General features: G+C 68.6%; 17 protein-coding genes and 2 tRNA genes. 13 read left to right on the forward strand and 6 right to left on the reverse strand.

Features of this window, described 5'->3' with window-relative positions:
- Positions 1–6: 6 nt before the first annotated feature.
- From AC1DQC_RS03815 to AC1DQC_RS03825, 3 genes are all read right to left on the reverse strand, one after another.
- A complete protein-coding gene (locus AC1DQC_RS03815; RefSeq protein ID WP_477049887.1) occupies positions 7–1125 on the reverse strand; it encodes an ABC transporter substrate-binding protein in 1119 nt (372 codons plus the stop codon).
- A gap of 179 nt (positions 1126–1304) precedes the next feature.
- Entirely contained in the window at positions 1305–2126 is an 822-nt protein-coding gene (locus tag AC1DQC_RS03820) for a carbohydrate ABC transporter permease (protein WP_477049888.1), read from the reverse strand.
- A complete protein-coding gene (locus AC1DQC_RS03825; RefSeq protein ID WP_477049889.1) occupies positions 2123–2989 on the reverse strand; it encodes a carbohydrate ABC transporter permease in 867 nt (288 codons plus the stop codon). Before AC1DQC_RS03825 ends, AC1DQC_RS03820 begins: the two co-directional genes overlap by 4 nt.
- A gap of 285 nt (positions 2990–3274) precedes the next feature.
- Between AC1DQC_RS03825 and AC1DQC_RS03830 the strand changes: the two genes are divergently transcribed.
- The 7 genes from AC1DQC_RS03830 to AC1DQC_RS03860 all read left to right on the forward strand — a co-directional run bounded on the left by AC1DQC_RS03830 (position 3275) and on the right by AC1DQC_RS03860 (position 14997).
- Entirely contained in the window at positions 3275–5599 is a 2325-nt protein-coding gene (locus tag AC1DQC_RS03830; RefSeq protein ID WP_477049890.1) for a beta-galactosidase, read from the forward strand.
- A complete protein-coding gene (locus AC1DQC_RS03835) occupies positions 5596–8070 on the forward strand; it encodes a family 78 glycoside hydrolase catalytic domain (protein ID WP_477049891.1) in 2475 nt (824 codons plus the stop codon). Before AC1DQC_RS03830 ends, AC1DQC_RS03835 begins: the two co-directional genes overlap by 4 nt.
- A gap of 65 nt (positions 8071–8135) precedes the next feature.
- A complete protein-coding gene (locus tag AC1DQC_RS03840) occupies positions 8136–9245 on the forward strand; it encodes a LacI family DNA-binding transcriptional regulator (RefSeq protein ID WP_477049892.1) in 1110 nt (369 codons plus the stop codon).
- Positions 9246–9457: 212 nt separating this feature from the next.
- The gene (locus tag AC1DQC_RS03845) at positions 9458–11662 is read left to right on the forward strand and encodes an alpha-galactosidase (RefSeq protein ID WP_477049893.1); all 2205 of its coding nucleotides are present in this window, start codon (positions 9458–9460) and stop codon (positions 11660–11662) included.
- Complete coding sequence (locus tag AC1DQC_RS03850) at positions 11659–12594, forward strand: carbohydrate ABC transporter permease (RefSeq protein ID WP_477049894.1); 936 nt, start codon at positions 11659–11661, stop codon at positions 12592–12594. The genes AC1DQC_RS03845 and AC1DQC_RS03850 overlap by 4 nt, the downstream gene beginning before the upstream one ends.
- A 25-nt stretch (positions 12595–12619) precedes the next feature.
- Positions 12620–13558 (forward strand): carbohydrate ABC transporter permease, encoded by a 939-nt coding sequence (locus AC1DQC_RS03855; protein WP_477049895.1) that lies wholly within the window; start codon positions 12620–12622, stop codon positions 13556–13558.
- A gap of 89 nt (positions 13559–13647) precedes the next feature.
- Complete coding sequence (locus AC1DQC_RS03860) at positions 13648–14997, forward strand: ABC transporter substrate-binding protein (RefSeq protein ID WP_477049896.1); 1350 nt, start codon at positions 13648–13650, stop codon at positions 14995–14997.
- 87 nt (positions 14998–15084) lie between these two features.
- Here AC1DQC_RS03860 and AC1DQC_RS03865 read toward each other — a convergent pair whose 3' ends face one another.
- Together AC1DQC_RS03865 and AC1DQC_RS03870 are read right to left on the reverse strand one after the other, a co-directional pair.
- Positions 15085–16566, reverse strand: coding sequence for an arabinofuranosidase catalytic domain-containing protein (locus AC1DQC_RS03865; protein WP_477049897.1), 1482 nt, complete (start codon positions 16564–16566; stop codon positions 15085–15087).
- A gap of 180 nt (positions 16567–16746) precedes the next feature.
- Positions 16747–18075 (reverse strand): family 43 glycosylhydrolase, encoded by a 1329-nt coding sequence (locus AC1DQC_RS03870; protein WP_477049898.1) that lies wholly within the window; start codon positions 18073–18075, stop codon positions 16747–16749.
- Between the two features lie 599 nt (positions 18076–18674).
- On the opposite strand from AC1DQC_RS03870, the gene AC1DQC_RS03875 reads away from it, so the two are divergent.
- Positions 18675–20324, forward strand: coding sequence for a lectin (locus AC1DQC_RS03875; RefSeq protein WP_477049946.1), 1650 nt, complete (start codon positions 18675–18677; stop codon positions 20322–20324).
- A gap of 586 nt (positions 20325–20910) precedes the next feature.
- Here AC1DQC_RS03875 and AC1DQC_RS03880 read toward each other — a convergent pair.
- A tRNA-Gly gene (locus tag AC1DQC_RS03880) sits at positions 20911–20981 on the reverse strand.
- A 107-nt stretch (positions 20982–21088) separates the two neighbouring features.
- Between AC1DQC_RS03880 and AC1DQC_RS03885 the strand changes: the two genes are divergently transcribed.
- From AC1DQC_RS03885 to AC1DQC_RS03905, 5 genes are all read left to right on the forward strand, one after another.
- Positions 21089–21162: transfer RNA gene (locus AC1DQC_RS03885), tRNA-Pro, on the forward strand.
- Between the two features lie 70 nt (positions 21163–21232).
- A complete protein-coding gene (locus AC1DQC_RS03890; RefSeq protein WP_477049899.1) occupies positions 21233–22195 on the forward strand; it encodes a DUF389 domain-containing protein in 963 nt (320 codons plus the stop codon).
- A gap of 73 nt (positions 22196–22268) precedes the next feature.
- Entirely contained in the window at positions 22269–23558 is a 1290-nt protein-coding gene (locus AC1DQC_RS03895; protein WP_477049900.1) for a glycosyltransferase, read from the forward strand.
- A gap of 197 nt (positions 23559–23755) precedes the next feature.
- The gene (gene tig / locus AC1DQC_RS03900) at positions 23756–25162 is read left to right on the forward strand and encodes a trigger factor (protein ID WP_477049901.1); all 1407 of its coding nucleotides are present in this window, start codon (positions 23756–23758) and stop codon (positions 25160–25162) included.
- A 220-nt stretch (positions 25163–25382) separates the two neighbouring features.
- Positions 25383–26000 (forward strand): ATP-dependent Clp protease proteolytic subunit, encoded by a 618-nt coding sequence (locus tag AC1DQC_RS03905; protein ID WP_477049902.1) that lies wholly within the window; start codon positions 25383–25385, stop codon positions 25998–26000.
- Positions 26001–26038 lie beyond the last annotated feature (38 nt).

Here is a 26038-nt window from a genome sequence, read left to right on the forward strand (position 1 = left end):
CCCTTGTCACTCGTTGAACGCGGCATCCATCTTGGACAGGACACCCGAGATGTCGTCCTGGCCCGTGAACAGGGCCTGCACACCGTCGAACATGGCGGGCTGCACTGTCGTCGTGGGCCACTGCTGGTCCGGCCAGCTCGCGGTGTTGCCGTCTGCGACGAAGGAGCCGACCATGCTCGCCACCTGGGTCCCCTGATCCTGGTCGCCGGGCATGGCGGCCGTGTCGCCGTATGTGTTCGCGTAGGCAACCTGGGTCTTCGGGTCGGCCAGCCAGTCGATGAACTTGCGCGCCAGATCCTCGTGCTTGGTGGCGGCATTGATGGCGAACGAGGGTCCCGTCGTCGCCGACAGGACCGTTTCGGCGGCGTTGTCGGTGGCTGGGAACGCCGCGAACGTGAGTTCGGTGTCTGCGGAGCCGAGGGACGCGATGCCCTTCGTCTCGGCTGCGACGGACACGGTCGCCAAGGTTGTCCCGTCGACTATGGCCTGCTGCACGGTCGAGTACGGGGTTCCCGACGGAGACTCGTTGAAGCAACCCGCTTCATCCATGTCGAGGTACTGCTGGAACGCGTCGCGCCACGCGGAGTCGGAGAACGTGGTGCTCCCGTCGAGCTGCTTCTGGACGAAGTCCGGGTCCGGTCCGTAGACCAGGCTCGCCGTGAGCGCGTACGGGATCAGCTGGGTGGTCCAGGTGTCGGACAGACCGAGGCCGTAGGCGACCTTGCCGGCGGCTGTGGCGGCAGAGCAAAAGTCGAGGACCTGGCTCCATGTGGTGGGCGGCTTCAGGCCGAGGGCGTCAAGCTCCTTCTGGTTGTAGATCCCGCCGATGGACGAGAACGTCATGGGCACGGCGAGGAGCTTGTCGTCCTTGCTCAGAAGCGTCAGCGCGCTGTCGGGGAGAGCGCCGGCCCAGCTCGCCCCGGTCAGGTCGGCGAGCTGGTCCTTTCCGCCGAGGACGTCGACGCTCATGTTGTTGCCGACGCCCGGCCAGATCTGGACAACATCCGGCGCGGTGCCCCCGGTGAGCTGTGTGGCAGTGACCTGCTGGTAGTTCTCCGGGCTGTCCTTCACGACCACCTTGACGCCGGGGTTCGCGTCCTCGAAGGCCGCGATGACGCTCTTCATCGCGTCGCCACCGTTGGTCCCGACTGTCAGCGTCGTCTCACCGGAGCCGCTGTCCCCTGTCGCGGTCGAGCAGGCGGTCAGAGTCAATGCACCGGCTGCGATCGCCGTCAGGGTCGCGATCGCCTTTCGAGGAACCGTCATCTTCGACATGGATTTCCCTTTCTTGGTGGGTGGATCGCTCAGCCCTTCAGGCCCGAGGCAAATCCCTTGATGATGAATCGCTGCATGAGGAAGTAGGCAACGAGGATGGGCAGGACGGAGATGATCAGGGCGGAGAAGACCAGGGGCCAGTTGGCTCCGTACTGACCGACGAACGCGTAGACGGACAGCGGGGCCGTTGACGATGCAGAGCCGCTCAGATAGAGCAACGGAGTGAAGAAGTCGTTCCAGATCGACAGGGCGCACAGGATCACGACCGTCCCTGTGATCGGCCGCAGCAACGGAAAGACGACGGTCAGGAAGGTCCGCTCGGGGCTGGCGCCATCGAGTTCCGCCGCTTCCTCGTAGTCGCGGGGCATGTCGCGCAGGAATGCGCAGTACAGAAAGATCGAGAACGGCAAGAAACCGGCGACGTTGATCAAGATCACCGGGACCGGTGAGCCCACGAGGCCCAGGTGCGCGAACGAGAGATACAGCGGGACCATCGCGAGCTGCCCGGGGAAGAGGAAGCCGGCAAGGAACAGGTAGAAGATTCCGCGCGACCAGTGAGCCGTCCGGCGCGTCAGCGTGTACGCGGCCGTGGAGGCAACTGCCACGATCACGATGACCGAGACGCCCGTGATGACGGCGCTGTTGACCAGGCTCGGACCCATCGCGGACTCGGTCCACGCCTTCGCGAGGTTGCCGAAGTTCAACGGCCACGTGAAGCCGAGGAAGCCGCGCACACCGTCGGGGTCCCGCAGGGCCACCGACAGCAGGACCACGAACGGGATCATGAAGACTGCGGCGACGAAGATCAGAACGAGCTCGAGCGCGAAGGTGCGGCGCGTGTACCGGTTCATGCCAGGGCCTTCCGCTGCGTGAGCCGGAACTGCCCGAAGGCCACAAGCCCGACGATGATGGTCATCAGGACTCCCTGGGCGAGCGCGGTCGGGTAGTCCAGAAGCGTGAAGGCGGTCTTGTAGACGATCGTCGCCATCGTCTCGGTGGATCCGGCGGGTCCGCCCTCGGTCATGGCGTAGACGGTGTCGAAGTGCTTCAGGCACGAGATCAGCGTGAGAAGCACGTTGACGACGATCGCGCCGTTGATCAGCGGAAGGACGACGCGCACCGTTCGCCGGACCGGTCCTGCGCCGTCCAGCTGCGCGGCCTCCAGGATCTCTTCGGGCACACCCTGCAGGCCGGCCAGGTAGATCACCATGGAGTAGCCGGCGCCTTGCCAGACGATCGCGACACACACCGACAAGAGCGCGATGTCCGGGTCGCCGAGCCAGTTCTGCTGGAAGCCGTCGAGGCCGACGGCGCCCAGGATCGTGTTGACCGTGCCCGTCGGCGACAGCAGGTACTTCCACAAGAAGCCCGCGACGATCGGGGTCAGCACGACCGGGAGGAAGAAAACCAGCCGGAGCACGTAGCGCGACCTGATGTTCGTGTTCAGCCCGAGAGCCAGGAGGAGGCCGATCACGTTCTGGCCGATCGTGACCACGATGGTCAGGATCACCGTGTTGACGATCGCCTGGATCGAGTTCGCATCGTGAAGGACCCGGCCGAAGTTCTCGAGCCCGACGAAGTTCTTCACGCCGCCGAAGCCGTCCCAGTCCGTGAGCGAGTAGCTCAGGCCCTGCAGATTCGGCCACAGCACGATCAGGGCGTAGAGCAGGAACGCCGGCACCACGAACCAGATGGGGGCACGGCTCGCCGCCATGCGACGTCGGCGGGGCGGGGCCGGGCGACCTGGCGCCGGGGGAGGCTGCACCAGAGTCACCGGGCCCGTCACGGCATCGCCTCTGAGGGTCATCGTCATCTCCTTTGAAGACACCAGCCTGTAATCGTTCCCAGGCCGCTGTTGGGGGAACCTACCCGCGTTTGACCCGCTTGCCAAGCCGCTGCATCGATTCAATCTGGTGCCGCGGACCGATTCGCCGGTCCGCTTGAAGGCCTAGACTGATATCGATTACAGTCCACTTCGATCCGTTCAAGGGAGATGTGGATGCTCGGGCAGTTGGAGACACAGGCCGCCGTTCGTCAACGATGGACCGACGACCTGGCGCCGGCCGGCGCGCGGGCGGCAGGCTCGATCGCGGGCCGGCTCGAGCTCGGCTCGACTCACGTCACGCGGGACGGGCGCCCGGTGACCCCCGTCTCCGGCGAGCTGCATTACTCCCGCGTGGCGCGCGCGGAATGGGACCAGCGACTGCGGCTCATGCGGGCAGGGGGAATCACCGCCGTTGCCACCTATGTCATCTGGATCCACCACCAACGCACGCACGGGGGCGAGCCGTCGTTCGACGGGAACCTCGACCTCGGGGCCTTCGTCGACCTGGCGGAGGCGATCGGTCTCGATGTCGTGCTGCGGGTCGGGCCGTGGTGCCACGGCGAGGTTCGGAACGGTGGCTTCCCCGACTGGGTGCAGCAGCTGGCGGTCGCGCACAGGACGAACGACCAGGATTACCTGCGCCTCGTGGCCGGCTGGTTTGGCGCTGTCGGCGACCACCTCGGCTCCCGCGTTCGCGTAGGTGGCCCGATTGTCGCCGTCCAGATCGAAAACGAGCTCTACGACCAGCCTGACCACATCGCTCGCCTCATCGCACTCGCCAAGGACGCCGGCATCCAGTCGCCGATCTGGACCTCGACAGGATGGGGGAGCGCACAGCTTCCCGACACCGTGCTGCCGCTGTTCGGCGGCTATGGGGACGGCTTCTGGGTTGATGCAGATGCACCGTGGGACTCCACGTTCCAGAGCCACTACTTCTTCAGCCACGTCTGGGACGACCCAGGCATCGGCGCAGACCTGCGCACGTCAGCCACTTCCAGCCCGCCAGCCGTCCGGCGACCGGCCGCCACATGCGAGCTCGGCGGGGGCATGGCGACCGCCTATCACCGGCGGCCGGTCCTGGCGGCACGGGACGTCGCCGCGATCGGCCAGGTCAAGCTGGGCAACGGCTCGGTGTGGCAGGGGTACTACATGTTCGCGGGCGGCAGCAATGCCTGGCAGGGGCCGGACCTGCAGGAGTCGTTGGCCACTGGCTACCCCAACGACCTGCCGCCGTTCGACTACGACTTCCACGCACCCATCGGCGCCTGCGGCACCCGGACGCCCGCGTTCGACCTGCTTCGCGACCAGCACACCTTCCTCGCTGCCTTTGGCGAGCGCTTGGCACCGATGTCGTCTTCGATCCCCGAGGTTCCGGGTTCCGATCTGGACGACGACACCAGCCTGCGCTGGGCGTGGCGCTGCGATGAGCGGTCCGGGTTCGTCTTCATCAGTCAGCACCAGCCCAATCGGCCCGTATCCGCCGCGGCACCGACACGCTTCGCGGTCGAAGCCGGTGGGGCGACCGTCGAGTTCCCCGACGCCCCGGTGATGATTCCGGCCGGCACCCAGGCGCGGTGGCCGGTCCGGCTGCAGCTCGAGCGCGCACCTCGGGTGCGTTGGGCGACCGGGACGGCGTTGACAACACTTGACGGGCCGACGACGACCTTCGTCCTGCGGAGCGACGCCGGCATCCCGACCAAGGTGCAGTTCGACGAGCCGGTCGTCGTCACCAGGAATGGGCAGCCGCTGACTGCTGAGGGGGAAGTGTGGAACTTGGAGGTCCAGGACTGGGGCCTGTTCACGGCTCGGTCAGCGACGGAGGAGCTCCACATTCTCGTTCTCGAGCACGAGCGCGCCTTGCGCACGTGGGCCATGGAGGCTCGAGACGGGGGTCGGCTGCTCGTCACCACGGCAGATGACCTGTGGGTGAGCGCGACGGGCGAGCTGGTCGCACGAACGACTGTCGACGGTGCCCTCGCCGAGGCATGGGATCCGCTCGCCGCCTCATTCGTCAGGACGTCACAGCCGCGACCGACCCCGCGCCTCGTCCGGTGCAACGCGAGCCGCGTCCAGGCGGCACCTCCCGCCCCGGTCGGCTACGGAGGCTCAGCGGCCCGACCAGCAGCCCCGAAGATCGAGGATATCCGCCTCCGAGGTGCCCGTTGGGAAGCCAAGCTGCCCGACTGGGCTACAGCTGAGGCAGCGGACGGCGTCATCGAGATTGTCTGGCAGGGCGACGTCGCGGCTCTGGAGGTGGGCGGAACGGTCGTCGCTGATCGGTTCTGGGACGGCACCCCATGGCGGGTCGATCTGCGGACCCTGCGCCTCGGCGAAGACCCGACGTCGGCAATCACCGTGACCATCGTGCCGCTGCACCCCGACAACCCGATCGGCCTGAGCCGCGACGCCCAGGCGACCCGCCGCGCCGTCGACGGTGATCTCCTCAGCCTCGACTCGATCACCTGTGAAGAACGACTGACATGGACCGTGATCCCGTGACCGGCCCGAGCCGCCTGAGGGCGTCGGGACTGCGAGACCCGGTCGGTGTGCCCGTCCCAGAACCGGATCTCAGCTGGTCACCGGCGGGCGTCGAGGCCGACGACTATGTGATCGAGCTGGTGTCGATCTCGATCGACGGGAGGGAGCGAGAGACCACCTTCGTCAGTCCAGGAACCAGCACTCGAATCGCCTGGCCGCTTCCGCCCATGGCAGCACGCGATCAGGTGAGCTGGCGGGTTGGCGCTCGCCGCGGCGCACTCACCACGTGGAGTCGCGAGGCCAGCATCGAGACGCCGCCATGGACGCTGGCAGACGACGCCACCTTCGTCTCCCACCCCGACTGGGTTGACTCCGGGGGCCAGCTGCCGGCCGGGGCGCCGGAGTTTCGGCACACCTTCGAATTCTGCGGCAACCCGCAGCGCGCCCGGCTTGCAGTCGCGACCCCAGGGATCGCCGTCGCCCACCTGAACGGCACGAGGGTCAGCGAGGAACACCTCGCGCCCGGTTACGCGCAGCTGGCCTCACAGACGCCGGCCGTCGTGTGGGACGTGTCCGACCTGCTGCGGCCGGGGAGCAACGAGCTGCACATCGAGGTCGGGACAGGAATCGGGTACGTCGCCGACCTGCCGGACCGCTACTCCAAGTTCACGACGTCAGCGCATCCGCCCGTCCTTCTCGCCGCGCTGTACACCGACTCGCCGACCCCCATCGCGGCGACCGGCCCCGGCTGGGGCACCCGGCTCGGGTTGACGGCGCTCAGCCACTGGTACGGCGGCGAGGACCGGCGAACCGAGACCGGGTCGTGGGTCGATGTAGTTCCGGTGGACCGTGCCGCCCCTCCGCGATGGCGCGGCACGCCGCCCATCCTGCAGATGGAGTCGCTCGAGCCGGTGGCTGTGGACCGGCGAGCGGACGGATCGCGAGTTGTCGACTTCGGCGTCAACAGCGCCGGTCGGCCGGTGGTCGACGTGGGCGACGTTCCGATGGGCGTGACGGTGCGGATGCACCCGTCGGAACTCCTCGACGAGCACGGTGCCGTCGACCAGCGCTCCACGGGCAGTCCGATCTTCGACTCGTTCGTCGCACATGGTCGTCCTGAGCACTTCGCACCGGAGTTCACCTATCACGGCGGTCGATACCTGCACGTCGAGGGTCTGGACCCGTCCGCGCCCGACGGCACGACAACCTTCGACGTTCTTCGCGTCGCCAACGAGCGGGTCGGGTCGTTCGCCTCGAGCGACCCGTTCCTCGGCCGGCTGCACCAGATCATCGACCGCGCGGTCCAGTCGAACATGTACAGCGTGTTCACCGACTGCCCTCACCGCGAGAAGCTGGGATGGCTCGACCAGCTGTACCTCTGTTTCGAGACGCTGGCCATGAACTGGGACGTCGAAGCTCACCTCGCCGACACCGTCGAGCACTTGATCCACGCCCAAGAATCCTCGGGGCTGGTCCCGAGCACGGTTCCTGAGCTCGTCGTCTTCGATACCTTCCCGTGGAAGGGCGACCGGCTCGCGTTCCGGGACGACCCCAACTGGGGCCGCGCGATCGTCGAGCTGCCTTGGCAGCTGTACCGCCACTACGGCGCCGTCGCTCCGCTGCGACGTGCGTATCCGGCTGCGCTCCGGTACCTGGACTATCTGCGCAGCCGAAGCAAGGACGGCCTCCTCAACTTCGGCCTCGGAGACTGGATCGAGCTCGACGACACCACTCCGCGGTCCCTGGTCGCGACACACGGGCTGGCCGCCGCCTTCCTGACTGCAAGTCGGTCAGCCGCTGCGCTCGGCGATCACGCGCGAGCCGCGGCGTTTGGTCAAGATGCCCAACGCACGTGGACTGCGATGCGATCGGCGTTCATGCACAAGGATGGGACGTGGGGGTCGGGCAGTCAGGGCAGCTGGGCGCTCGGGTGGTCCGACCCGTTCGCATCGGCCGAAGAACGTGAGCACTGCGTGGCTGGTCTGCGGGCTGCCATCGACGCGGCCGATGGCGCCATCACCGTCGGTGAGATCGCGCTGCCGTGGTTCATTCGCGCTTTGACCGACCACGGCGACGCCGATCTTCTCCTCCGGACCCTCAGCCGCAGCGACGCTGCCGGATACGGCTATCAGATCGCGTCCGGAGCGACCGCACTCACGGAGTCCTGGGCCGGGCCCGACGCCTCTCACGGGGTCGCGTCGCAGAACCACTTCATGCTGGGCATGATCGACGCGTGGCTCATCGGTGACGTGGCCGGATTGCGACAGGCGCCCGATGGTGTCGGCTGGAATCGTGTCGTCGTCGCTCCGGTCCCAGTGACTGGCGTCAACGACGCGTCCGTGACGTTCGAGTCTCCGCGGGGCCGGCTAGAGGTCGCTTGGCACCGAGTCGCCGGGACTCACGGGACCGTGACGTTGAGCGCCCCGAGGGGCGTCGAGGTCGACGTGCGAGTTCCACCGGGGTGGCACCTTGACGAGACGCGCGAAGGGTAGAAGCGGGCGTGCTGGCACGTCGCGTTCCATCTGGACAGCCATTGCGTGCCCGGACCTGGTGTCTCATGCAGGACCTCCTGGTTGGGGGACCTCGCTCGGCCTTGCCGAGTTCGATGCGCAATCAGCGATCATGGTCGAGATACTCTCCGGACGTGGAGCCACCCCTTCGTCGACCCGCGCTGCTCTCGGATGTCGCGCGAGAGGCCGGCGTGTCAGTTCCGACGGTCTCGCGTGTTCTCAGCGGCAACGTGCCGGTCAGCACCGCCAAGCGGGAGCGGGTACACGCGGCGATCGAGCGACTGGGCTACCGACCGAACGCCGCCGCACGAGCACTGAAGCTGGGACAGCGGTCGATGATCGGTGTCATCACCTTCAACACCGTGCGGTACGGGTACTCGCGAACGCTTCAAGGCATCCAGGAGGCGGCCCGCGAGTCTGGGTACCTCGTGCTGATCGCGGTCGTCGAGTCCGGTGAGCAGGCGGACATCGACGCCGCCGTCGACCTCCTGCTGGGCCAGACCGTGGCGGGGCTCGTCGTGATCGAGTTCGACCCGGTCGGCGTGGCGATCTCACGGTCCCTGTCGCCGGGTGTGCCGATCGTCGCGGCGGCAGCGGCCGGCCAGACGCGCAGCCCGCACCCACACGCGTACCTCGACGACAGGGTGGCTGCACGCGAGGCCACGGAGTATCTGCTCGGCCTGGGACACGAGACGGTGCACTACCTGGCGATCCCGCAGACCGATGCCCGCACGGGGCGTGCCTTGGGCTGGCGGCAGGCGATCGTCGACGCCGGGGCGCCGCTGAACGAGCCGGTTGCCGCGGCCTATGACCCGGTGTCTGGGTACGAGGTCGGTCGGGTGCTGGCGGAGGACGAGACGGTCACGGCGGTCCTGTGCGGCAACGACGAGCTCGCCATCGGTTTGGTGCGGGCACTCAACGAGGTGGGCCGACGGGTGCCCGAGGACGTCAGCGTCGTCGGATTCGACGATCAGCCGCTGGCGGCGATGTGGATGCCCGCGCTGACGACGGTGCATCAAGACTTCGTCGATCTGGGCCGCCGGGTGTTCGGGCTGCTCGACACCCTCGTCTCGACAGGGTCGGCACCGCGGACCTCGTCGGCCCGACCACGGCTCGTCGTCCGCGAGAGTTCCGGTCCTCCGCGCGGCGCCCGCTGACGCCCGGCACCTGTGTTGCGCGACGAGGCGTCTCGGCGGACCTGGGTTCAAGAGTGTGCCGCGGGCAAACCGGCGCAAGGCGGGCCGCCGTTACGCACTCGTTATGCAAACGATGATCAGAATGCTTGCTTTCCGCTCTGATCATCGTTTTCATAGTCCTGCCCGCACGGGAACGGACCCGGGTCGGGCACACAGAGACGAGGGAGTGTCGTGTGTCCGAAGTAAGCGCTCGCGCTGCGGTCCATCTGCGGGCGGAGGGCGTCAGCCTGGTCCTGTGCAACGAGGACGGCCGGCTCCCGGTCGTGTGGCACTGGGGCGCGGACCTGGGCCCGGTGAGCTCGGGCGAGCTTGACGAGATCATCCACGCGGCCGGTGCCCCGAACGCGAGCAACGGTGTCGACAGCCCGTCGCCGGTCGCGATCGTTCCCGAACCGTGGACCGGGTGGACCGGCACCCCGGGTGTGAGCGGGCACAGGGAGGGTCGGTCCTGGTCTCCGCGGTTCACCGTGGTTGCGGTGAGCGCGTCGGTCGCCGAGGGGTCGATGGCCGTGGGCACCTGCGCCCTCGCGGACAGCAGCGCCAACCGCCTGGCCGGCGGGGTCGTCGTCGTCGATGCGCGAGACGAGGACGAGAACCTGCACCTGCGCCTCGAGGTCGAGCTGTCCGAGCAGGGCGTCCTGCGCGCACGCGCCGCCGTGACCAACATGCTCGACGAGCCCTACGTGGTGGACGAGGTGTCGCTGGCGCTCCCCGTTCCCCCCGTCGCGACCGAGGTCCTCGACCTGGCTGGCCGGTGGGCCACGGAGCGGATGCCGCAGCGCCGCCCGTTCGGCGTCGGCACCCACCTGCGCGAGGGCCGCCACGGGCGCACTGGCGCCGATGCCGCGCTCGTCATGGTGGCCGGGCCGCAAGGCTTCGGCTTCCGCGCGGGCCAGGTCTGGGGCGTGCACGTGGCGTGGAGCGGGAACCACCGGACCTTCGCCGAGCGGGTGTTCACCGGCGAGCGACTGCTCGGTGGCGGCGAGCTCCTGCTGCCTGGCGAGGTGCAGCTGGGCCTGGGCGAGACCTACACGAGCCCGTGGCTCTACGGGTCGTACGGCGACGGGATGGATGAGCTCGCTCACCGCTTCCACGCCCTTCTGCGAGACCGTCCGGCGCACCCGCGTACGCCGCGGCCCGTGACCTTCAACGTCTGGGAGGCCGTGTACTTCGACCACGACCCCCAGCGCGTGCACATCCTCGCCGAGCTGAGCGCCAAGGTGGGCGTCGAGCGGTTCGTGCTGGACGACGGCTGGTTCCGCGGACGACGGCACGACCGCACCGGGTTGGGGGACTGGTTCGTCGACGAGCAGCAGTGGCCCGAGGGGCTCTCGGCGCTCTCGGAGCACGTGCACTCCCTGGGCATGGAGTTCGGCCTGTGGTTCGAGCCGGAGATGGTCAACCCCGACTCCGACCTGTTCAGAGCGCACCCAGACTGGGTTCTCCGCGTGCCGGGGCGCCTCCCCGTGCCGGCTCGGCACCAGCAGGTCCTCGACGTCGCCAACCCCGAGGCGGCCGCCTACCTGCGCGAGCGCCTCGTGGCACTCGTGCGCGAGTGCGGCGTGGACTACATCAAGTGGGACCACAACCGCGACCTCGTCGATGCCGGCAGCACCAGGACCGGTCGGGCGAGCGTGCACGACCAGACGCTGGCCGTGTACGCGTTGCTCGATCAGGTCCGGGTCGAGTGCCCTGGGCTCGAGATCGAGTCGTGCTCGTCAGGCGGGTCTCGGGTCGACCTCGAGATCCTGCAGCGGACCGACCGGGTGTGGGCCAGCGACTGCATCGACGCGCACGAGCGTCAGCGCATTCAGCGGTGGACCGCGCAACTGGTCCCTCCCGAGCTGGTCGGCGCGCACGTGGGCGCACCCAGGGCGCACACCACCGGCCGGACCCACGACCTGTCCTTCCGGGCCGCGACCGCCGTGTTCGGGCACCTAGGCATCGAGTGGGACCTGACTGCTGCGAGCGAGGACGAGCTCGCGGAGCTGGCCGCGTGGATCGAGTTCGGCAAGCAGATCCGGCCACTCGTCCACAGCGGCACGACCGTGCGGGCCGACCTCGCCGAGGACGTCTGGCTGCACGGGGTGGTCGCGCCGTCTCGCGCGGAGGCTCTCTACGCGGTCGTCGTCCTGGGGCGCCCCGCGACCTGGCCCCCTGGACGGCTGGTGCTTCCGGGACTCGACCCGGGTCGCACCTACGACGTGTCGTCGGCCGGACCCGAGGACGGCGCCTGGCAAGACCCCAAGATCTACCCGGCCTGGTGGGCGACGGGCCTGCGGATGACGGGAGCCGCACTCATGGCCGTGGGGCTGCAGATGCCGGCCTTGGATCCCGACCACGCTGCGCTGCTGCACGTCACGGAGGTGATCTCATGAGCGTCCTGCCTTCTGTACGCCTGACCGACGCGGGCACGTCGGCGCCGGGGCCGCGGCGGCGGCGGAACATGCGCGACCTGCCGCTCGCCATCGCGTTCATCCTTCCCGCCACGATCGGGTTCGGCGTGTTCCTTGTCTGGCCGGCACTGCGCGGCATCTGGCTGAGCTTCACCGACTACTCGGTGTTCCAACCCGGCAGCTTCATCGGTCTGGACAACTACCGGCGGATGTTCGCCGACCCCGTGTTCTGGTCGTCGATGCGGATCACCGTCTACTACGTCGTCGTCAACATCACGGTGCAGACCGTCGTCGCCCTGCTGCTCGCCGTCCTGCTCAACCGGCTCACGAAGTCGCTCTGGGTCCGTGGGGTGGTCCTAACCCCGTACCTCGTCTCCAACGTGGTGACCGCGCTGCTGTGGCTGCTGTTGCTGGACTACCAGCTCGGCATCGTCAACGAGCTGCTCGAGTGGCTGGGCATCGGCCGGCAGTCGTTCTGGGGGAACCCCGACCTGGTCGTGCCCACGATCGCGCTGGTGAACGTCTGGCGTCACGTCGGGTACACCGCGCTGCTGGTGTTCGCCGGGCTCCAGACGATCAGTCCTCAGGTGTACGAGGCCGCGAAGGTCGACGGCGCGAGCGAGGCGGCGATGTTCTGGCGCATCACGCTCCCGCTGCTCCGTCCGTACCTCGCGATGGTCCTCATCGTCACGAGCATCGGCTCGTTCCAGGTGTTCGACACCGTCTCGGTCGCCACCCAGGGCGGCCCGGCGAACGCCTCCAACGTCATCCAGTACTACATCTACAACGTCGCGTTCAGCCACTACGACTTCGGCTACGCGTCGGCGATGTCGGTCGCACTGCTCGTGGTGCTGTCCGTCATCACCGTCGTGCAGTACCGACTGTCGCGCGCCGGCGACACCGACACGAACTGAGGTGCGTACCGTGACCACCGGCACCATGTCACCCCGGACTGACGCCGCTGCGCCGGCCGCCGACGCCGCTGTCCCCGCCCGGCGACGCCGCCAGGTCCCGTTCGGCCGGATCGTCGGCTGGACCGTGCTGGCCGTCCTCGGCCTCGTGACGCTGTTCCCCTTCTACTGGATGCTCCGTACCGCACTGTCGACGAACGCCGGCCTGCTCGCCGACCCCACGAGCCTGCTGCCGGCACACCTGAACCTCGACGGATTTCGCCGCGCTCTCGGCCTGACCAGCCGCGAGGATGCTCTCGCCGCCGGCGGCTCGGGCGCGACGATGGACTTCTGGCTCTACCTGTGGCACTCGGTGGTGGTCGCCACGATGGTGACGGTCGGTCAGGTGTTCTTCTCCGCCATGGCTGCCTACGCCTTCTCCCGGTTGCGCTGGCCCGGACGCCAGCTGGTGTTCGGCGCGTTCCTGATCGGCCTGATGATCCCTGGCGTGTTCACGCTGCTGCCGAACTTCGTGCTCATGCGTGACCTCGGCCTGCTGGACACCCTCCCCGGGATCGCGCTGCCGACGATGCTGATGACGCCGTTCGCGGTGTTCTTCCTGCGGCAGTTCTTCCTCGGCATCCCCACCGAGATCGAGGAGGCCGCGATGATCGACGGCGCGGGACGAGTGCGGACGTTCTTCCGGATCATCCTGCCGATGGCGGCTCCCGCCGTGACGACCCTGGCCGTCCTGACGTACATCACCAGCTGGAACGACTACCTGTGGCCGCTGCTGGTCAGCCAGACCGACCGCTCCAGGGTGCTCACGCTTGCCCTCGGCGTCTTCCGCTCCCAGACACCCGCGTCTGCACCTGACTGGCCGGGGCTCATGGCCGCCACGCTCCTGGCCGCCCTGCCGATGCTCGTCCTCTTCCTCGTCTTCGCCCGCAAGATCGTGAACTCCGTGGGCTTCACCGGGATCAAGTAGATCCGACCAGCACCACCACGCGCCGCGGCACCCCCGCCCAGGCGTCCATCTCGGCGTCAGTGCCGATGTCAAGAGAAGGCGGTTCCACCATGCGCAAGCGCAGGTTCTTTGCGGCCGGAATGGTTCCGGTCCTGCTCGTCCTTGGGGCGTGCAGCAACGGAAGCAGCGGCGACGACACGACCAGCTCGGGGGCCGTCAAGCTCAGCTACTGGCTCTGGGACGCGAACCAGCAGCCCGGCTACGAGCAGTGCGCGGCCGACTTCACGGCGGCCAACCCCAACATCACCATCGAGTTCCAGCAGTTCGCGTGGGACGACTACTGGACCAAGCTGACGGCGTCGTTCGTCGGCAACTCGGCCCCCGACGTGTTCACCGACCACCTCTCGAAGTACGCCGACTTCGCGGGGCAGAAGCAGATCGTCCCGCTCGACGACCTCATCGCCAAGGACAACTTCGACACCTCCGTCTTCGCCGAGGGCCTGATCGACCCGTGGAAGTTCACGGACGGCCAGACCTACGGGATGCCCAAGGACTGGGACACCACCGCCTTCTTCTACAACGCCGACATGATCAAGGACGCCGGCTACAGCGCCGAGGACCTGGCCGCCCTGACGTGGAACCCGGACGACGGCGGCACGTTCGAGCAGCTGGTGGCGCACCTGACGGTCGACAAGAACGGTGTGCGCGGTGACGAGCCAGGCTTCGACAAGGACGCGGTCGACGTGTACGGCATCGGCATCAACCCGGAGTACGACGTGACCGGTCAGATGCAATGGGCCAACTTCACCGGCTCCCTGGGCTGGGACTACCTCGACAAGAACCCGTGGGGTACCCACTACAACCTCGACGACCCCGAGTTCCAGAAGACCATCGCCTGGTACTACGGCCTGTCCGACAAGGGCTTCATGCCCAAGAGCGGGGAGTTCACGGACGAGACGCCGGCCCAGATCGGCTCCAAGAAGGTCGCGATCGGCACGAACGGCGACTGGGCGACCAGCCAGTTCTTCGGCCTCGAGGGCATCAACATCGGCGTCTTCGCGGCGCCCGTCGGGCCCAGCGGCAAGCGAGCCTCCATCTTCAACGGTCTGGCGGACTCGATCAGCGCGAGCTCCAAGCACCAGGCCGAGGCCTGGAAGTGGGTGCAGTACCTCGGCTCGACCGACTGCCAGGACGTCATCGCGGCCACTGCCACCGTCTTCCCGGCCATCCCGTCGTCCACGGGCAAGGCTATGACCGCCTTCACGGACAAGGGTTGGCCGATCGACGCCTTCTACAGCTACGTCACGGAGGGCCGGACGTTCCTGCCGCCGATCACGGTGAACGCTGGCGAGGTCGGGGACATCGTGACTCCCGCCCTGCAGGCGATCCACCTCGGTCAGCAGCCCGCGTCGTCGCTGACCGGCGTCAACGACCAGATCAACTCGATCCTGGCGAAGTAGTGCCGTCGTGAGCACGCGCTCACGGGGCTAGAGAACGGCGAAGGCCCGGACCAGACGGTCCGGGCCTTCGCCGTTCGTCCGGGTCTCTCAGGGAGCGATCGACCAGAGCTGGCACGTGTTGTTGAGCCAAGCCCACAGGTCCGCCTTCGTCCCGTTCGCGGTCCCGCAGTTCACGTCGTCCAGCACCATCCCACTGTTCTCGACGACGAGCTCGTAGCGGCCGTTCCCTGCCGGGATGACCGCCCACTGCTGGCAGGTGTTGCCCAGCGACTGCCAGAGGTTGACGGCGGTCCCCAGACCGGTACCGCGGCCGACCGCGTCGAGGACCTTGCCCGCGTTGACGTTGGTGATCGTCCACTTGTTGGCGCCAACGTTGCTGAACCGCCACTGCTGGCACGTGTTGCCGAGCGACGTCCACTGGTCGACGGCGGTGCCGTTCGCCGTGCCGCAGTTCACCGCGTCAAGAACCTTGCCACTGGCGAGGTTCGTGATCCGGTACGTGCCGCCGTTCGAAGGGAACGTGACGTTCTTGGAGTAGCCGGCGGCGACGATGTTGGCCTGCACGGCGTTCTCGGTGGTGTCGCTCGGGTACCCGCTTGTCATGACTCCCTCGAAGAACGAACCCACCGAGCCGTTGCTGTTGTCGCCGCCGATTCCCAGGATGATCGCCCCCTGCTTGGTCATCGGCCGGTAGCCGGCCTGGGTGGGTAGCGCTCCGTCGTATCTGGTCGCGAGCCCTCCTGACTGCCCGTTCCCGTCCTTGATGGCGTACGTCGTCGTCCCGTTGTTCTTGAGCATCGCGGTCACGAACGCCGTCGACCGGCCCGTGTTCGCCGTCCAGGACCCGTTCCCGCCGGCGAACAGCCCGTTCTCGAGGTCGGCCGCCACGCGTGGGCCGCCGGCGCAGGGGGAGAACCAGCACAGGGTGCCGAAGTAGATGGCGTCCATGTCGCCGTTGCCGGTGTCGAGGTTGTTGGTCTCGGCGTTGCCGTAGTCGAAGCAGCACCTGTTGTTGACGTGGGTTCCTTCCGTGACCATGTACATGCCCTCGGGCTGGCTGCCGGTGGCGACGCCGTTGGTGGCGTTGTTGCGGTACCCGTTTCCGGCGGAGATGTAGACGCCGTAGACCTTGTGGCCTCCCGCCGTCACGGGTAGTGCCGCGGCGTTGGAGCCCTGGTCTGCGGTCGGGTTGGCGCCGCCTCCGGGGGCGATCGTCAGGTCGTTGTGCCGCGTCGTCTGGTCGTAGATGCGCACGATCGTGCAGTACGTGCCGGAACAGAACGAGTCCTGGGCGGCCGCGTTTGCGTAGCCGCCGGCGCTCAGCACGCCGACGTTCGTCGTGGCCCCGTCCGACCAACGACGCACCTGGTAGAGCGAGCCGTTGTAGGAGCCGAAGAGCGCTCGGGTGGTGCTGTGCGCGGCGACGCACGGGGTGCCGCCGCTCGCGTAGATGTCGCAGGCTTGCGTGCCTGCGGCGTCAGCCCTGCTCGGCATGGCGACCAGGGCGAAGGCCAGCAGCGTGAACGCGAGCAGGGCTCGCCACGGGAGATGGATCGATGAAGGGTGCATGGTGCTCCTCGTCGTCGAGTGTGCAGCGGTCCGACACGGTCGTGTCGAAGATTCGGTTGGGGCCGATGCGGTCCGGTCCGGACGACGCGCGCCGCGGACGTGCTCGCGTGCGCGACCTGGTTCGGCGGACAGCGAGGCGACCCGTCTCCCGGGGGGAGCGGGCGCCTCGCCGGCCGATGGTCAGCTCACGGTGGGCCAACCGGCGGCGTCCCAGCTCAGCCGGTTGATGCCGAGGCGGGAGTCTCCGGCGTCGGTGTAGTAGTGGTAGAAGAGGATCGACTCACCGTTGTCCGTCAGGGTCGCGGAGTGCCCGGGTCCGTGAATCGAACCGTGCCCAGCCAGGATCTCGGTGCCACCCCCGCTGGTCATCGCCGTGCCGTTCCGGTCGACGTACGGACCGCTGACCGAAGTCGAGCGCCCGACCGCGATCCGGTAGGTGCTCTGCGCGCCCTTGCAGCACAGGTCGAACGAGGCGAACAGGTAGTAGTAGCCGCCGTGGAAGTAGATGTCGGGGGCTTCGATGCCTCCGCTGCGCGAGGCGAGCGACGTCATGGAGGTCCCGGACCGCAGACCGGTCGCGGGATCGATCGCGATGAGCTTGAGTCCCGACCAGAACGATCCGAAGCTCAGGTACCAACGGCCTTGCTGATCGACGACCAGGTCGGGGTCGATGGCGTTGTAGTTGCTCGAGCCGGTGGTGCTCACCACCAGGCCGCGGTTGGTCCAGGTGCCGGCGTTGCCGCTGGTGCTCGTGGCCAGGTAGATGCCGGAGTTGGTGCTGCCGAAGGCTGAGGCGGCGTAATACAGGTAGTACTGGCCGTTTCGGTAGGACAGGTCAGGCGCCCACAGGTCGCCGGTGGTGTAGGCCACGGTCCACGGTGCGCCGTTCGGGAACGCCGCTCCGGCGTCGCTCCACGACGTGCGGTTCGACGACGTCTTGAGGGGGATTCCACGCCCCGTGGTGGCGACGAGGTAGGTGCCGTCGGGACGCTTGACGACGGTGGGATCGTGCGCCCACGTGGAGCCCGTGATGTTCCCAGGGGACGGGTAGCCGGACGCGGTCGACGCCGCGGACCAGCGTTGGTTGTCGCGGCCGTTGCAGGTCCACAGCGCAACGGCCGTGCCGTTGACGGTGCGCGAGCCGGTCACGTCGACGCACAGGCCCGACTGCTGATGGACCAGGGAGCCGTTCGATCCCCGGGCGAATCGCTGGTTGGCGCCGCCGGTGCAGTTCCACGAGATGAGTGCGGTGCCGGCGGTCGTGCCCCAGTTGAGCGCGTCGAGGCAGCGGGTGCCGTCGAAAGTACGGAGCTCCCCGGCAGAGGTCAGGGTCCAGCCTTGGCCGGCAGTGCCGTTGCAGTCCCAGATCTGGATGCCGGCGCCCGGCGTCGTGTCGTTCCCGTTCACATCCAGACACCGGCCGGACTGCCCGGACACGAGAGGCGGGGCGGCGGCCTGCGCGGCCGGTGCGAGCGCCGTCATCGCCGCGCCCATCACTATCGTGGTCACCGCCGCGAGGGCGGCGAATCGGCTGCGCCGCCCGGTTCGAGTGCGTGCAGGGGTCATGGTTGTGCCTCCGTAACATCGTTGTAACGGGTGGGTTCTTCAGGCGCCGGCCAGCCGTGTTAGCGCTCACATTCGCCAGGTCGACAAGCTGCTGTACAGGTGTGAATCGTTTTGTCGCCGAGGGGAGATCGACCTCGGCGCACTCGCGAGTTCGTTCGCGGTGCCCTGCGCGCGCGCCGGGTGAGGCGTCGCTGAAAACGATAGTCACGGCTTCGTCCTGATTGCGCGAGTGGTCCGGTTAGTTAGACCTACGCCTGTCTGCGCTGTGCACCGGACGGCGTCGCGCTGTAGCGGCTGGGACGGCTCTCGCATTTTTGACCATCGTTTGCAGAGTGGGCACTTCGAGCCCTAGCATCCGATGACCAACGTTTGCAGGATCGTCCTGCCTGGCGACGAGCAATGGAGCTCACATGTCATCACGTTCAGTGGATCGGCCACGTCGACTAGCCGCTGTCCTCACCCGCGAGGCGCCTGAGGGCCACGGGAGCCGGGGGACAGCCAAGGGAAATCGCGACAGGTCGCGACGATCCCGGTTGGCCGCGATGGTCCTCGCGGCACTCATGGGGGCGACGGTCGTCTCGCAGGTCGCCGCAGGGCCGGCGTTCGCCGCCGACCCGACTCTGGTCAGCGCTGCCTCGGGGAGGTGTCTCGACGTCACAGGGAACGTCAGCACCGCCGGGACTGCGGTCGACATCTGGGACTGCAACGGTCAGAGCAACCAGGGGTGGGTGCTGACGTCGGCCGGTGAGCTCCGGACGTTCGGCGGCACGATGTGCCTCGACGTCGACCACAGCGGGACCACGGCGGGGACGGCGGTCCTCATCTGGACGTGCAACGGTCAGGCGAACCAGAAGTGGTCGTGGGGGTCCAACGGATCGCTCGTCGGCCAGCAGTCGGGGCTGTGCCTCGACGTCAATCTCGGGGCGACCGCCAACGGGACCAAGGCGATCCTCTGGACCTGCAACGGCCAATCGAACCAGCGCTGGACCCAGAACGGCACGCCGAGCGCGGGCTCGACCCTCGTCATCGATGCCGCCACCACGGTTCGGCCCGTGACCCGGGTCGGCACCAACTTCCTCTACGGCCTGAGCGATTCCAGCACGCCTGCGGCATCACTCGTCGCACCACTGAAGCCGACCTGGTTCCGGCAGCCGCCGCCGGGATCGCAGCACCGGCCGAACGGGGTGCCGAACCCGGTCGGCGACACCATCAAGGTCGCGTCGACGGTGCAGTCGGTCAACGGCAAGATCCTCGTCGACATGGCGGACAGCTTCGACGGCTTCCCGTACAACTGGACGAGCTGGAACGACTGGAACAGCCGCATCGACTTCATGTTCTCGACGCTCCGCGCGCACCCCGAGGTCACCAGCGCCGCGGCCTGGGAGCCTTGGAACGAACCCAACTGGACCTGGCCCGCATCGGCGGGGAGTTGGACGGACGGCTGGGCCCGCACGGTCCAGCGCGTGAAGCAGAACTCCCCGAGCGCCGTGATTCTCGGCCCCAGTGAGTCTGAGTGGAACGTCTCGCGCATGCGGACCTTCCTGATGGCAGCGAAGGCGTCCGGCACGGTGCCGGACGTCATCTGCTGGCACGAGCTCTCGGGTTGGCAGCGGGTCGCCGGCGACATCGCCGCCTACCGCGCGCTGGAGAGGGAGCTCGGGATCTCGGCGCGGCCGATCTCGATCGACGAGTACGCCACCCCCGACGAGATCGACGTGCCCGCCCAGGCGAACCACTACGTGGCTGCCTTCGAGCGTGGCGGGGTTCGCGACGCGGAGCGCGCCTTCTGGTTCGAGCCGGGAACGCTCAACGGATTGCTCCACAACGGTTCGCCGACCGCGTCGTACTGGATGTACAAGTGGTACGCCGACCAGTCAGGCAGCGTCGTCAAGGTCACGCCGACCGCCGCGCAGGACGGTGTCGCGTCATACGACTCGAGCGCCAGGCGGTTCAGCGTGGTGTTCGGCGGTGAGGCGGGCAACAACACCCTGCGGGTCACGGGTCTTGGCGGACTCGGTGCCAACGCCAGGGTGGTCATCACGTCGGTGCCTGGCTCGGGTCGGACGACGAACGTGTCCGGACCGACGACGGTGTCCAGCCAGACTGTCGCGGTGACGAACGGGACGGTGTCCGTCACGGTCAACGGGCAGAATGCCGCCGGCGCGTACAACCTTGTGATCACGGCGGCTTGACGGCACGGCAGCCGCCGAGACCTGGGAGCCAAGAAGGAGGGGGAGACCGCGCCGGTCTCCCCCTCCTGTTTGGTGGACGCGGTCCGGCGGAAACCTCCGCGCGTACCGGCCGTCACCTCTCACCCGCTCCTCCGGCGGGTACCGCTCGACTACCAGGCCTTCGTTGCGCACGAGGTCGACCTTGAACAGCGAGTTGAGCGCCTCGGCCGAACGCGTTGTCGTAGCTGTCGAGCGTCCGTTGCGAGCCTCACTGAACCCGGGACGAGAACCATGGGTCGTTCGGCGTCGCTGCCGACGAACGGAATGGCCATGACTCTGCTGGTACCAGCGCTGGGCCGTGTTACTTGGCCGTCGCATGTTGAGGAGCCGGGGCGCGCTCCTGCTCCTGCGGGGGAGTGCGTGCCTCCGGACCGTATGGCACAGGTCCCACGCGGCCGCCGATAGCCAGTCACAGACCGGTCGGAACCGGACAGGAACTGAAGCGGTGCGAAATGCGCGTAAGTCGGCCTCATCGGAACCGAGAATGAGTTGGTCGAAGCGGCGGCCACGACCCGGTAAGCACGGTCTGATCTGCGGGGTCTAGGGGAGCGGACGACGGGAATCGAACCCGCGTAGCCAGTTTGGAAGACTGGGGCTCTACCATTGAGCTACGTCCGCACTGGTCCCGGCTCTCGTCGAGCCCGGACCGCGGCACCCAGGGTACCGGGTGCAGGAGGGCGTCTCGTGCACCCGGGTCGCCCGTGAGGGCCGCTGCCGGGTGCGCACGGGGTGTGGCGCAGGTTGGTAGCGCGTCCGCTTTGGGAGCGGAAGGTCGTGGGTTCGAATCCCGCCACCCCGACACTTTTCCCGACCGCAGGGTCACGGAGCGGCTCCCGGGATCTCGGCCGCGCCGACCACACACTGGCCGTGTGCTCCACCTGCGGATCTCGAGCCCGGCACACCTCACGGAGGACGTCGTCGCGACGCTCGAGCGCGCGCCCGCCGTGAGCAGCCTGGCGGTGCTCGACGGCGCGTCGCGCATCCCCCCGGGCGACCTCGTGCTGGCCGACGTGGCGCGCGAGGCGGCCAACGACATCCTCGACGAGCTCCTCGAGCTCGGCGTGCACCGCGAGGGCACCCTGAAGATCGAGCCTGCAGACACGTGGGTGTCTCAGCGCGGGTACGACGCCGAGCAGCTCGCCCCGGGCAGCAGCGCGGACGCCGTGGTCTGGATCGACGTCACCCGACGCGCCTACGCCGACTCGGAGCTCAACTGGACCTACCTGAGCTTCATGTGCTTCGCGACCCTCATCGCGAGCATCGCGATCATCGTCGACTCGCAGATCCTCGTCATCGGCGCCATGGTCCTCGGGCCGGAGTTCGGGCCCATCGCGGCGCTGGGCGTGGCGCTGGTCCGGCGTCGGTTCAATCTGCTGCGGATCGCGCTGTGGACCCTGGTCGCCGGCTTCGTGATCGCCATCGCCGTGACGTGCGCCGCGGCGCTCGTGGCCAAGCAGCTGGGCTGGGCGACGGTCGAGCAGGTCACCGCGCCGCGTCCCCAGACGGAGTTCATCTACACCCCCGACAAGTGGTCGTTCATCGTGGCCGTCATCGCCGGAGCGGCCGGGGTGCTGTCCCTGACGTCCGCCCGGGTGGGCGGGCTGGCCGGCGTCTTCATCTCGGTGACCACCGTGCCGGCCGCGGGCAACGTCGCGCTCGGCCTGGCGTTCGGGCAGATGGCCGAGGTCCGGGGGAGCGCCCTGCAGCTCGGGGTCAACGTCGTCGGCATGGCGCTGGCGGGCTGGCTCACGCTGGTCTTCCAGAAGACGGTGTGGAACCGGTTTGCCGAGCGGCGCGAGCGCCTGCGGGACAGGTTGCTCAGGCGGTCCTGACGGGGGATGTATCAGGGCGAATCGCCCAGGGTCTTGTTCGGGACATGCCCCGACACCCTGGGAGACCCCCACCATGAGCAGGATCTTGTTCACCCTCTCGCCCGTCACCGGACACGTGCGACCCGCGCTGCCCCTGGCTCGTGCCCTCGTCGACGAGGGCCACGAGGTCGTCGTCTACACCGGCCGCAAGTTCGCGCAGGCGGTCGCGGCGACCGGCGCCAAGCACGCACCGATCGTGCAGGGCCGAGACCTCGACGACGCCGAGCTCGACGCGTGGTCTATGGAGCACGGCGCCCCGGCCCCCGGCATCAAGCGGCTGCAGTGGGACGTGCTGCACCACTTCGTCGCGACCGTGCCCGGCTTCCTGGCCGACATCGACGGCCTCGTCGCCGCCGAGCGGCCCGACGTCATCGTCATGGACAACGCGTTCCTGGCCGGCGGGATCGCGGCCCGCAAGCACGACGTGCCGTCCGTGCTCTTCTCCGTGTCGCCGCTGGCGATCTCGAGCAAGGACACCGCGCCCTTCGGCCTCGGCCTCCAGCCGCCGCGCACCGGGCTCGACGGCCTCCGGTACGCCCTGCTCGACTGGTTCACGCGCAGGGTGGTGTTCCGCGAGGTGCAGAAGGCCGCGGAGCGCGTCGTCACCGAGTACGGCGAGCCGGTGCCCGAGGGCTTCTTCTTCAACTGGTCCCAGACGGCCGTCACGCGCGTCCTGCACACATCGGTGCCGTCCTTCGAGTACCCCCGCAGCGACCTGCCCGCCAACGTCGAGCTCGTCGGGCCGTACCTGCCCGCGGGCATCGACCGGTTCACCCCGCCGGCCTGGTGGGACGACGTGCTCGAGGCGCGCGCCGTCGGTCGCCCGGTCGTGCTCGTCACGCAGGGCACGGTCGCCACCGACCCCGAGCGGCTGCTGTGGCCCGCGATCGACGCGCTGGCCGACGAGGACGTGCTCGTCGTCGCGACGACCGAGGACGTCGGCTACGCCGCGAACGTCCGGGCGACGCCCTTCGTCCCGTTCGACCGGCTGCTGCCGCTCGTGGATGTCATGGTCACCAACGGCGGGTTCGGCGGGGTGCAGCAGGCGCTCGCGGCCGGGGTCCCGCTCGTCGTCGCGGGGCGCACCGAGGACAAGGCCGAGGTGGGCGCCCGGGTGACCTGGTCCGGCGTCGGGGTCACGATCCCGACCGACAAGGTCACCGACGCCACCACGTCGCAGGCGGTGCGCGACGGCGTCCGCCGGGTCCTGACCGACCCCTCGTTCGCGCGTCGGGCCGGTGAGCTGGCGGCCGAGTACGCCGAGCACGACGGCGTGGCCCGCACCGTCTCCGTGATCACGGAGCTGGCGGGCGCGCGTCGGTGAGCAGGGGGTGACGGCGTGGGCGGTCCCACAGCCTGCGGGCTTGGGACCGCCGCCCGCCGTGGCGTAAGGTCGAGGGTCGCCAGCGTGCGGTCGTCGGCCCCCTGCCCCAGGGTGGCGGTGCGACGGTGCGCGGCCCTGACACCACGGAGATCGCCGGAGTCGCCGGCGCCCGCCCCGATCAGTTGGAGACCATCGAAGTGAAGAGCGCCGTCGAGACCCTGGAGCCCACCAAGGTCAAGCTGACCGTCGAGGTGACGTACGACGAGCTCAAGCCGAGCATCGAGCACGCGTACGAGCACATCGCCCAGGACGTCGTGGTCCCGGGCTTCCGCAAGGGCAAGGTGCCGCCTCGCATCATCGACCAGCGCATCGGCCGCCCGGCCGTCCTCGAGCACGCGATCAACGAGGGGCTGTCCGGCTTCTACGCCGAGGCCGTCCGCGAGAACAAGCTGCGTCCGCTGGGTCAGCCCGAGGTCGAGGTCACGCAGGTCCCCGGCCTGACCGCCACGCCGAAGGGCGAGGAGGGCGAGCTCCACTTCACCGCCGAGGTCGAGGTCCGTCCCGAGATCACCGTCCCCGCGCTCGACGGCCTGGCCGTCACGGTCGACGACGTCGAGGTCTCCGACGAGGACGTCCAGGGCCGTCTCGACGCGCTGCGCGAGCGCTTCGGCACGCTGGTCGGCGTCGACCGCCCGGCCGCCGAGGGCGACTTCGTCGTCATCGACCTCACCGCCACGATCGGCGACGAGCAGGTCGACAACGTCTCCGGCGTGAGCTACCAGATCGGCTCCGGCAACATGCTCGAGGGTCTCGACGAGGCGCTCACGGGCCTGTCGGCCGGCGAGTCCACCACGTTCGAGACCGCGCTCGCGGGCGGCGACCACGCCGGCGAGACCGCGCTCGTCGCCGTCACCGCCACGACCGTCAAGGAGCGCCAGCTCCCCGACGCCGACGACGACTTCGCGCAGCTGGCCAGCGAGTTCGACACGCTGGAGGAGCTGACGGCGGACCTGCGCGAGCAGGCGTCGCGCATCAAGATCTCGAACCAGGCGGTCCAGGCCCGCGACCTGCTGCTCGAGCAGCTGCTGGCCGGCACCGAGATCCCGGTCCCGAGCGGCGTCGTCGAGGCCGAGGTGCACCGTCACCTCGAGGGCGAGGGCCGGCTCGAGGACGACGAGCACCGCGCCGAGGTGGGCGAGCAGGCCACCACCGCGCTGCGCAACCAGATCCTCCTGGACACGCTCGCCGAGCAGCTCGAGATCAAGGTCAGCCAGAACGAGCTGCTCGACTACCTGGTGAACGCGTCGCGCCAGTACGGCATGGACCCGAACACCTTCATCCAGACCATCGACCAGCAGGGCCAGATCCCCACCATGGTCGCCGAGGTCGCTCGCTCGAAGGCGCTCGCCGTCGCGCTGCGTCGCGTGGCCGTCACCGACAACGCCGGCCAGGCCGTCGACCTGAGCGAGTTCATCGGCTCGGACGCCGAGGACGAGGCGGACGCAGCGGAGGCCGCCGACGCCGCTTCCGCGACCACCGGCGACGCCGCCGCGGACATCTCGGTGCTCGACGACGCCGAGACGGTCGAGGACGCGAAGGCCTGACCCGCCGAGCTCGTCGCGAAGGCCCCGCACCCACCCGTGGTGCGGGGCCTTCGCCGTCCTGGCGGGTCGGCGGCGCCCGGCTCTGCCGTCAGCGAAAACGCACGGCGGCGGGACATGGGCGGGTGTGGCTGCGCGTTAGGGTCACTGCATCGCACGGGACCCCGACAGGGAAGGTCCGTGCGGTGCAGGACAGACGTCACCGTCAGACGAGGGAGCCTTCGTGAACGAGCTAGTGCCGATGATGGCCCGGGCAGACGGCCCGGCCTTCGGCCTCAATGACTCCATCTACAACCGACTGCTCCGCGAGCGCATCATCTGGCTCGGCTCCGAGGTGCGCGACGAGAACGCCAACGCCATCTGCGCGCAGATGATGCTGCTGGCCGCGGAGGACCCGGACAAGGACATCTGGCTCTACATCAACTCACCCGGTGGCTCGATCACCGCGGGCATGGCGATCTACGACACCATGCAGTACATCCAGCCGGACGTCGCCACGATCGCGATGGGCATGGCCGCCTCGATGGGGCAGTTCCTGCTCTCGTCGGGCGCGCAGGGCAAGCGGTACGCGCTGCCCCACGCCCGCGTGATGATGCACCAGCCCTCGGGCGGCATCGGCGGCACCGCGACGGACGTGCGGATCAACGCCCAGCTGATCCTCCACATGAAGACCGTGCTGGCTGAGCTGACCGCTGCGCAGACCGGCAAGTCCGTGGACCAGATCAACGCCGACGCCGACCGCGACCGGTGGTTCACCGCCCCGGAGGCGCTGGAGTACGGGTTCGTGGACAAGGTCGTCACCAAGGCGGACTCGGTCGCCGGCGGCGGCGGCACGGCCTGACGGCAGCGCCGGTCGACCACCCTTCATCTTGAGGAGAA

The sequence above is a fragment of the Cellulomonas sp. P4_H12 genome, assembly GCF_056400905.1.

Coding starts and splice junctions, on each gene's coding strand:
- AC1DQC_RS03815 (WP_477049887.1), bottom strand. CDS start 1,125: ATGAAGAGCGTCATCGCGGCCTTCGAGGACGCGAACCCCGGCGTCAAG.
- AC1DQC_RS03820 (WP_477049888.1), bottom strand. CDS start 2,126: ATGAACCGGTACACGCGCCGCACCTTCGCGCTCGAGCTCGTTCTGATC.
- AC1DQC_RS03825 (WP_477049889.1), bottom strand. CDS start 2,989: ATGGCGGCGAGCCGTGCCCCCATCTGGTTCGTGGTGCCGGCGTTCCTG.
- AC1DQC_RS03830 (WP_477049890.1), top strand. CDS start 3,275: ATGCTCGGGCAGTTGGAGACACAGGCCGCCGTTCGTCAACGATGGACC.
- AC1DQC_RS03840 (WP_477049892.1), top strand. CDS start 8,136: ATGCAGGACCTCCTGGTTGGGGGACCTCGCTCGGCCTTGCCGAGTTCG.
- AC1DQC_RS03850 (WP_477049894.1), top strand. CDS start 11,659: ATGAGCGTCCTGCCTTCTGTACGCCTGACCGACGCGGGCACGTCGGCG.
- AC1DQC_RS03855 (WP_477049895.1), top strand. CDS start 12,620: ATGTCACCCCGGACTGACGCCGCTGCGCCGGCCGCCGACGCCGCTGTC.
- AC1DQC_RS03860 (WP_477049896.1), top strand. CDS start 13,648: ATGCGCAAGCGCAGGTTCTTTGCGGCCGGAATGGTTCCGGTCCTGCTC.
- AC1DQC_RS03865 (WP_477049897.1), bottom strand. CDS start 16,566: ATGCACCCTTCATCGATCCATCTCCCGTGGCGAGCCCTGCTCGCGTTC.
- AC1DQC_RS03875 (WP_477049946.1), top strand. CDS start 18,675: ATGGTCCTCGCGGCACTCATGGGGGCGACGGTCGTCTCGCAGGTCGCC.
- AC1DQC_RS03895 (WP_477049900.1), top strand. CDS start 22,269: ATGAGCAGGATCTTGTTCACCCTCTCGCCCGTCACCGGACACGTGCGA.